We start from the raw sequence: 7,987 nt of genomic DNA on the forward strand, positions 1-7,987 counted from the left end.
TGTGTTGGGTCAATAGCATAGACTCGGCGTACTATGATGTCAAGCCTCTACAGACATGAAAAAGCGATTGTAGATCCATGGAGGCAGGCTTGTACTCATCTTAGGGGTGAGTAGTTACACTGAAAAAATACGCACGATGAGCTAGGCTTGTTCATACCGTTGTCGATGCTGTGCTAGCACAGACTTAACATGATTGAAAAAACCGTTGAGCTGGATGTCCCCCTGCTACTGCCTGAAATCGAGGACAGGCATGACCACTGCCTGGAAAACCTCCAGTCCACGCTGATCCATCACAAGGGCATCTACCGGGCACATATCAAGGAAGGGCAACCACCGCGTCTGTGCAGTCACTATGATCCCAACCTGATCTCCCTGGCTGCGGTTGAACGTATCGCCAGAGATACCGGAAATGCTTTCACGCATCGCTATCGTCATGAACGCATTCCTTTCAACACCCCATTGTCCGCCGATGCCGCCGACCTTCTGAACCGGTCTCTGGAAAAACTGCCCGGCATGCTGCATGCCAGCGTCAATGCTGCTGCGGGGCTGGCGTTCGTCGCCTATGACACTGAACTGCTGGACAGGAAAACCATCGAAACACTAATGCAGCAGCAGGGATATGCTTCAACCTTTGCGGAAAAGGAAGAGGAACATGACCATGATCATGGCAGCGCGCCTGCCTTTCTTCCTCACGCCCTGCAGGAAATCTGGACCTATGCCCTGGTAGCCCTGGCCGGCATCTGCTTCCTCATCGGTTGGATCGGGGAGACATTCCTCGGCCTTGGCGAAACTACCGCCCTGGCCTTCTATCTTGTTGCCTACCTGGCAGGCGGTTATGACATTGCTACCCATGCCATCCCCGGACTGCTCAGGGGAAAGTTCGATACGGACATCCTCATGCTGGCAGCCGCTGCCGGCGCCGCCCTGCTTGGCGAATGGGCAGAAGGGGCTTTTCTGCTTTTCCTTTTCAGTCTGGGACATGCAGGTGAACACTATGCGCTGGATCACGCCCGCAATGCGGTGAACGCGCTGGCGGAACTCATGCCGGACACCGCGAGAGTACGACGCGGCGAAGACATTGTTGTGGAACCAGTAGACCAGTTGGCCATAGGTGATGTAGTCATCGTTCCTCCCGGTGACCGTCTGCCTGTTGACGGCCAGGTTGTTCTGGGAACCAGCGCAATCGATCAGAGCCCCATCACGGGCGAGAGCGCACCTGTCACCAAGAGACCGGGAGACGAAGTCTATGCCGGCACCATCAACAGGGAAGCTGCCCTGGATATCGAAGTTACCCAACTGGCCAGGGACAACACGCTGAACCGTGTCATGGAAATGGTTGCCAACGCCCAGAGCCAGCAAAGCCCGACCCAGCAGTTTACCCAGAAGTTTACACGCCGTTTCGTTCCGGCCATACTCGTGCTGGTCGCCCTGGTCATTCTGCTGCCCCCCTGTTCAGCTGGATGAGCTGGCAACAGAGTTTCTATACCGGCATGCTGCTGCTGGTCGCCGCTTCTCCCTGTGCGCTTGCCATCGGCACGCCGGCCGCCGTGCTTTCCGGCATTGCCCAGGCGGCCCGCAACGGCGTGCTGATCAAGGGCGGCGTGTACCTGGAAAACATGGGCACGATCAAAGTCATGGCTTTTGACAAGACCGGCACGCTCACCGAAGGGCGGTTCAGCGTCACTGAAATTCTTCCCATGAACGGTTCCACCGCCGAAGAACTGCTGGCCATCGCAGCAGCAGTGGAACAACAGTCCAGCCATCCGGTTGCCGCAGCCGTTGTCGAGGCGGCAATGGAAAAGCAACTGTCGCTGCCGCGCGCAGGCAACCTCGAAAATGTCGCCGGCAAGGGCGTAATGAGCATGATAGACCGAAGACCCGTGCTGGTAGGCTCCATCAAGCTGTTTCAGGACACTGACTGGTATTCACTGGATAAGGATCTGGAAGACGCGATCAGTCGCCTGGAGGCAGAAGGCAAGACCACCATGGCCGTGAGCCATGACGGGAAATTTCTGGGCATTCTCGCCCTGGCGGATACGCCCCGGCCCGGTATCCATCAGATACTGGACAAACTCCGCGAACTGGGCATTCAGAAGCTGGTCATGCTTACCGGTGACAACCAAAAGGTCGCCGAACAGATCGCCCGGCAGGTAGGCGTCACCGATGTGAACGCCGACCTGTTGCCCGAAGACAAACTCCTCGCCATCAACAAGCTCAAAGATGCGTATGGCACCGTGGCCATGACCGGTGACGGGGTCAACGACGCCCCCGCCCTAGCAACCGCCACCGTGGGTATCGCCATGGGCGGCGCCGGCACGGCCGTAGCGCTGGAAACAGCCGATATCGCCCTGATGGCGGACGACCTGGGAAAACTGCCCTTTGCCGTGGGACTCAGCCGCGCTGCGCGACGCATCATCGTGCAGAACCTGGCGGTCTCTCTGGGTGTGATCCTCATGCTTATCATCACCGCGCTGAGCCAGAGCATCGCCCTGACCGGAACCGTGATCATCCACGAGGGCAGCACTATCGTTGTGGTCCTGAATGCCTTGCGTTTGTTGCGTTACCGATAGCGGTGTAACATCAGGCACATATGAACCCGTTTTTTAGGGAACAACCGACATGAGATATCCGCGACGCCCTGTCCTTGCCAGCCTCTTTTTCCTGCTGCCGGCAATGGCCCTGGCAGAAACACCCATCAAATCAGTCGATGAGGCCGGCAATGTCACCTACTCGGATAAGCCCGTGGAAAACGCTGTCTCCAGCACCGTGGTTCCCGTCGATCCCGCGCTTGATCCCGAACGTGTTGAAGAGGCTAAAAAGCAGGTGGACAGGATAAAGGAGCAGGCAGATGCTGCCGAAAAGGCACGCAAGGAAGCCGAGGCGGAACGCCGGAAAAAAGAGGAAGCGGCAGCCCAGCGCAAGGCTTCCCAGCCTGAAGTGATCATCATCCAGGAAGATCACGGCGGCTATCCTGTTTACAACAATCCTCCCCTGATCACACCACCCTCCCGTCCCAGGCCACCCGGCCGACCCAACCCACCCATCGGTTCAAAACCGGACCACCCGGCCTATCGGCCACCGGGAAGCCGCCCACCCACCATATTGCCAGTCCCCCAGCCGCGGTGAGCAGCAAGGTTACAGGTCCTCAGTAGGCGCTGACCCGCTCGATCAGCCAGAACGATGACAAGCCACCTATCACATAGATGGCAGCCATTTCCGCATAGGACACCCATCTCGGCCTTTGGAGGCGGTGCAACAGCCAGCCCGCAGACAGCACCACGGTGATGAAAAGCAACTGACCTATTTCCACCCCGACATTGAAGAACACCAGGGCCAGCGGGATGGCATGCTGGGGCAGCCCTACTTCGGCAAGGGCCCCGGCAAAACCAAAACCGTGCAGCAGGCCAAAGATGAAGGCAATCAGCCAGGGCCAGCGCGCTGCAGCACCGGGATGACCTTGCCGGCCATGCATCCATTCCATGGCCAGGAACAGGATACTCAGGGCAATAACCGCTTCGACAGGCTGCTGTGGCACATGCACAAGCCCCAGTGTTGCGGCAGCAAGAGTGATGCTGTGAGCAATGGTGAAAGCGGTAATGGTGGCAATCAGGCGCCGCCATTCACGCACGATCAGCAGTAACGCAAACACGAACAGCAGATGATCGACGCCTTCGAGGATATGGGTGATGCCCAGCCAGGTGTAGGTGGCGGCGATCGCTATGGACGATGATTCTGCCGGAACCCGGTAGGCTGGCTGCACAGGGGTCAGCTGTGTGGAATGGGACCTGCCATCCAGGTATTCCAGGTGCAGAAGTACATCCATGCTGGTGTTTTCGAGGCCGGACACGGTAATCTTCCTCCCCACCAGTCCCTGTTTTTCGCAGGCGGTCATCCAGCGCTGAATGTAAGCACCATCGATCAGTTGTGCCTGTTCTCGCACCACGTCCTTGCAACCGGCAGGCAGCCCGACTTCGAGGGCGGGCACGGTGCTGCCTTTCGCCGGCACCTTCCAGAGCACCGAAAAAACACCGGGACTGTTTTCACTGAGCTGCAGGTAACCCGGGCGGATTTCATCGGCGGATGATCCAAGAGAAAAGCAAAGCAAAGAAAGTAAAAACAGAATCTGCGTGGTCATCGGGAAGTACCCGGCGTCCTGCCTTCGACAACGATTTCATAACGCTGCCGCAATCCCTGATAAAAGGATTCATTGATGGCCTGCCGCTGCTCCTCACGCCAGGCATCACGCACCCTGTCGCGTATGGCTTCCAGTTGCAACGGCGCAGGAGAGGACTTCCCGTGGATGCGCACGAGGTGCAAACCGTAGCCCGATGAAATCGGTCCCTGCCAGCCATCCACCGGCAGCACAAACAGCTCTTCCGCAAAACCCTTGCCGAACAGCTGTGCAACCTGTTGCAGGGTGACATTCTCGAACGACTGGCCGAGCATGAACCTGTCACCCATGACGGCTGCATCGTCAGGCGAATCCGGTGTGTTGAGCAAAGCCAGCATACGCCTGGCATCGTCCTGCGCCTGACCACCGCGCCTGTCGGCATTGAGGTAGATCTGCTCGAAACTGATATGGCCGGGCTGGCTGAACCTGTCTGCATGGGCTACCAGGTAGGCGGCAAGCTGTTCTTCCCCGGGCTCCGCCTGGGCCACCAGGTCAGAGGTAATGAAGGCCATCTTCTGCGCCAGGCGCCGGCGCATCACACTGTCCTTTCTGTCCAGGCCCATGGCCAGGGCTTCCCGGTAGAGCACTTCCTCCCGTATCTGTGCTTCGATGAGCACCTGCATTTCCTCATCGGTCGGCGGGCGCTGCCTCTTCCGCTCCCACAGGTCACTCAGATGATCGATGCTGGCCCGGGTAATGACGATGCGGTCTGGCACGTCCGACATACCATCGTTCTTCAATCCATACAGCAGAAAGAGCAGGCCCCCGATAAGCAGGAAATGCACCAGGGGCTCGCGCAGCCATTTTTTCAACAAGGCTTGCTCCGTTCAGTTTTTTATGGTTTGTACCAGATGGGAGAGGTATAGGCCCGCTCCGTGGTCGTCATGGGCACTTCCTCGGGCATCTTCACTTTGTAGTACTTGGCGTCATAGGCAGTCCATCGGGGCGTCGGTATTTCGATGACTCTGGTGTAATAGAAAGCGCTTTGCTTTGCATCGAAATCAGGATCCTGCCATACGGCGATGAGTTCAGGATCACCAATGGTATTGCTCCAGGTGGCATTGGCCACGTCAACGGTGTTACCTACAGGAGGAATCTTGCCGGTTTTGGGGTCCGGCTTGCGATCGTCCGCCCAGGCCACGTCGTAGACTTTTTCATGCGATTCGCCCTTGCTATCCATCCAGCCCTTGATGATCTGAATACGATCCAGGTTGCCGCCTAGGGGATCTTTCATGGCGGCAACCAGGAAGGTCGGTGCCGCCTTTCCTTCCAGAGGCTGCGACAGGTTACCCCCCATGGGGATACCCTTTGCGTATCCCACCTTTGCAGGCAGGCGGTTGTTCGCATCCTGGCTGTCGAAATCCCAGCCGCCGAAGAAACGCACCACCATGCGGCTGCCGGTGGTGGCATAGGTTTCCTTGCGCTTCATGGCATCGAAGATGGAAGCACGGGTATTTTCCTCGGCCCATACCGCAGCCCAGCCCGAACTCACCATGGAATAGCCCTTGTATTCGTTCTCACCGACTTTCGCCATGGGATGCAGGTAGCGGTCCTTGTTCGGCTCTCCGCCGGAATGCTTGCCGAAGAAGTTGTCCTCTTCCACTGCAGCCAAGGCGGTATGGCTGTCGGTGGATCCGATCATGCCGAACTTGTAGGGATTGGCGCCCAGCTTTTTCTCCAGTTGCAGGCCGGTTTTCAGTGCGGAGCGGGCATATTCGTACTTCAGCATCTTGTTGGTCTTGAGCTCACTCAGATCCAGGTTGCCGATAGCCCAGGTTTCATAGTCCGCAAACTCGTCATTTGGCGACAGGAAAGGATGGGTTTCACCATCACCCTTGATCTGGGTGACTTCATACAGTGGCTCCCAGCGCGCCCGCTTTTCCACATAGTCCTTGTCCAGCTTCCTGCCAAAGGATTCAGCCTCGGGAAACATGATGCCGTTGCTCATGTTGCCGTTGTGCGCGATGGCGAGCACCTGTCCGGCTGTCTTCTTTTCATACGCCGCCATCCACTTCCAGAGATCTCGTGGATTCGGGCTGCCCAGAGGGGGCGTCATGGTATAGGGTTCCATGAGCTTTGCGCGGTCGGCATTGTCGCGGTAGATCACCACGCGGTGCAGGTTGTTGCCCTTGACCAGAGAGGTCCATTCATAGCCGATGAAGGCGGTGAACTTTCCCGGATCATTCGCTTCCTCTGCGGCATTGATGAGATCATCCCAGGTCGAACGGTACACGCCCGTTCCCGGCAGTGATTCGAGTGCCTTGGGAAATTTTCCCTGTGAAAAAGCCACGATCAGTTCCGCAGCAGCATCCACCGCTTCCTGGCCGCCTGCATTGATCATGTTGTGCCATTTGCGGCCATTTTCATCCGCCATGACATAAGGCGCACCTTCCTGCAGCTTGGGAAAGAAGCCCATGTTGTCCGAGTGATCGGCAACCACCAGGAAATCCAGCGGGCGGGACAGTCTCGCCGGTTGCCCTGTCGAGGAAATCACCTCCTCACCCTTGGCAAAACGGTAGGCGTCCGGTGGCAACAGGCGAGCGCCGAAAGCACCTGCATCGAATGAAATTGCCGTATGCAGGTGCGTATCGCCCCACAACGGCTTATCAGGAAAGCTGCGCTGTGCATACGGAGAATAGGGTTCCGGCCTGTCATCACCCGTCAGTGAGGATTTGTCGTCGGTAACGATACCTCCACCGGATGAAAAAGCCGTTTGCACCAGTCCCAGTGACAGACACAGGCTTACCGGAATGAGGATTCGCTTGGGAATAGCCGCGGCAACATCATGCGGTTTGGCCTTTATTCTTGTCATAGGGGGGTTCCTTTGAGTGGTGTTGAAATTATTGGCCGGTTTCGGTGACCCGACTGGCGCAGTATGTCATATTTATATACCTATCAGGCGACTTTCTTCCAAAATATTGCGACTTACCCGGATATTCAGGCAGCCTGCCGGAACACCTGCCCTCTTCACTACCTGTAGAAATGAAATGGAAAACAGCCGGCAATCTTGCTATTTCATGGATTCCTAATATACTAATATGAAACAAGTGTCAGTTCTTCGAGGTTACATCATGTTGATTATACGCAGCCTGTTCATTTCCCTGCTGTTCATCTTCCTCCCGCTTCAGAAAGCCTGCGCAGAAGTTGCTGTGCTGGTTCACGGCTATCTGAGCGATGCCGGCACGTGGGAACGCAGTGGCGTGAATGCCCTGCTGCGTCAGGCCGGATGGCACTACGCCGGCAACCTGAGCTTTTCTCCAGCCGGACTCGTCGAACAGCCGGTATCCGCAAAACAGGCCGATAAACTGTTCTATACGGTCAAACTGCCCTCACTGGCACCGGCGCCCGCCCAGGCGAGCTGGCTCAAGGCTGCCGTAGACCGTATCAGCCAGGAGAACCCGGACGAGAACATCACCCTGGTGGGGCATTCCGCCGGTGGCGTGGTCGCACGACTGATGCTGGTGCAGTACGGGAAAGGCAAGGTAGACCGTCTAACCCGCATCGCTCACCGATCCCCTAGTTCCGGCGTTTTTGGGCGCCGGGACGTGGCCAAGATAGCCCGATAGCCCATTTCTCGTGCCAAGGTACTCGCCAAGAGAAGAGATTCTCGTGTTTTTTGCTCTCTCAGGGGCTCTGGAGGATGTTTTTTTGACAGAACAGACGCACCAGTCCCTCAGCACCCAGGACTGATTCTTTGACAAGCGTGTCTTCGGCCTCGTGATAGATTTTGGGACATCCCAGTCCCCAAAATCGACTCGGCCTTTGACAACCTATTTGTGCCCCAGCCGTCCTGGTCACCAAGCACTACGCAACAAC

Annotated in this window: 7 protein-coding genes; 4 read left to right on the forward strand and 3 right to left on the reverse strand. The window is 57.1% G+C overall.

From position 1 onward, the window contains the following. Positions 1-189 precede the first annotated feature (189 nt). From ACOCD2_RS08500 to ACOCD2_RS08510, 3 genes are read left to right on the forward strand one after another with little or no spacing between them, the layout of a single operon-like run. The gene (locus ACOCD2_RS08500) at positions 190-1,464 is read left to right on the forward strand and encodes an HAD-IC family P-type ATPase (RefSeq protein ID WP_293646678.1); all 1,275 of its coding nucleotides are present in this window, start codon (positions 190-192) and stop codon (positions 1,462-1,464) included. Further along, positions 1,461-2,570 carry a heavy metal translocating P-type ATPase gene (locus ACOCD2_RS08505; protein WP_293646680.1) on the forward strand — a complete coding sequence of 370 codons (1,110 nt, stop codon included), beginning with the start codon at positions 1,461-1,463 and terminating at the stop codon, positions 2,568-2,570. The genes ACOCD2_RS08500 and ACOCD2_RS08505 overlap by 4 nt, the downstream gene beginning before the upstream one ends. Positions 2,571-2,619: 49 nt before the next feature. Next, positions 2,620-3,126: a DUF4124 domain-containing protein gene (locus ACOCD2_RS08510; protein ID WP_293646682.1), complete on the forward strand. Its 507-nt coding sequence runs from the start codon at positions 2,620-2,622 to the stop codon at positions 3,124-3,126. Positions 3,127-3,145: 19 nt separating this feature from the next. Here ACOCD2_RS08510 and ACOCD2_RS08515 read toward each other — a convergent pair whose 3' ends face one another. The 3 genes from ACOCD2_RS08515 to ACOCD2_RS08525 are packed head-to-tail and all read right to left on the reverse strand — an operon-like array spanning position 3,146 to position 6,983. Continuing rightward, on the reverse strand, positions 3,146-4,135 hold the full coding sequence (locus tag ACOCD2_RS08515) for a HupE/UreJ family protein (RefSeq protein ID WP_293646684.1): 990 nt from the start codon (positions 4,133-4,135) through the stop codon (positions 3,146-3,148). Continuing rightward, a complete protein-coding gene (locus ACOCD2_RS08520) occupies positions 4,132-4,983 on the reverse strand; it encodes a peptidylprolyl isomerase (RefSeq protein ID WP_293646686.1) in 852 nt (283 codons plus the stop codon). Before ACOCD2_RS08520 ends, ACOCD2_RS08515 begins: the two co-directional genes overlap by 4 nt. Positions 4,984-5,006: 23 nt before the next feature. Next, positions 5,007-6,983, reverse strand: coding sequence for a DUF3604 domain-containing protein (locus ACOCD2_RS08525; protein WP_293646688.1), 1,977 nt, complete (start codon positions 6,981-6,983; stop codon positions 5,007-5,009). Between the two features lie 259 nt (positions 6,984-7,242). Between ACOCD2_RS08525 and ACOCD2_RS08530 the strand changes: the two genes are divergently transcribed. Continuing rightward, complete coding sequence (locus ACOCD2_RS08530) at positions 7,243-7,737, forward strand: esterase/lipase family protein (RefSeq protein ID WP_293646690.1); 495 nt, start codon at positions 7,243-7,245, stop codon at positions 7,735-7,737. The last annotated feature ends 250 nt before the right edge of the window (positions 7,738-7,987 follow it).

The organism is Thiolapillus sp. (genome assembly GCF_048562965.1).
In the GTDB taxonomy this organism is placed as follows: domain Bacteria; phylum Pseudomonadota; class Gammaproteobacteria; order Chromatiales; family Chromatiaceae; genus Thiolapillus; species Thiolapillus brandeum_A.

Coding starts and splice junctions, on each gene's coding strand:
- ACOCD2_RS08515 (WP_293646684.1), bottom strand. CDS start 4,135: ATGACCACGCAGATTCTGTTTTTACTTTCTTTGCTTTGCTTTTCTCTT.
- ACOCD2_RS08525 (WP_293646688.1), bottom strand. CDS start 6,983: ATGACAAGAATAAAGGCCAAACCGCATGATGTTGCCGCGGCTATTCCC.
- ACOCD2_RS08530 (WP_293646690.1), top strand. CDS start 7,243: ATGTTGATTATACGCAGCCTGTTCATTTCCCTGCTGTTCATCTTCCTC.
- ACOCD2_RS08505 (WP_293646680.1), top strand. CDS start 1,461: ATGAGCTGGCAACAGAGTTTCTATACCGGCATGCTGCTGCTGGTCGCC.
- ACOCD2_RS08500 (WP_293646678.1), top strand. CDS start 190: ATGATTGAAAAAACCGTTGAGCTGGATGTCCCCCTGCTACTGCCTGAA.
- ACOCD2_RS08510 (WP_293646682.1), top strand. CDS start 2,620: ATGAGATATCCGCGACGCCCTGTCCTTGCCAGCCTCTTTTTCCTGCTG.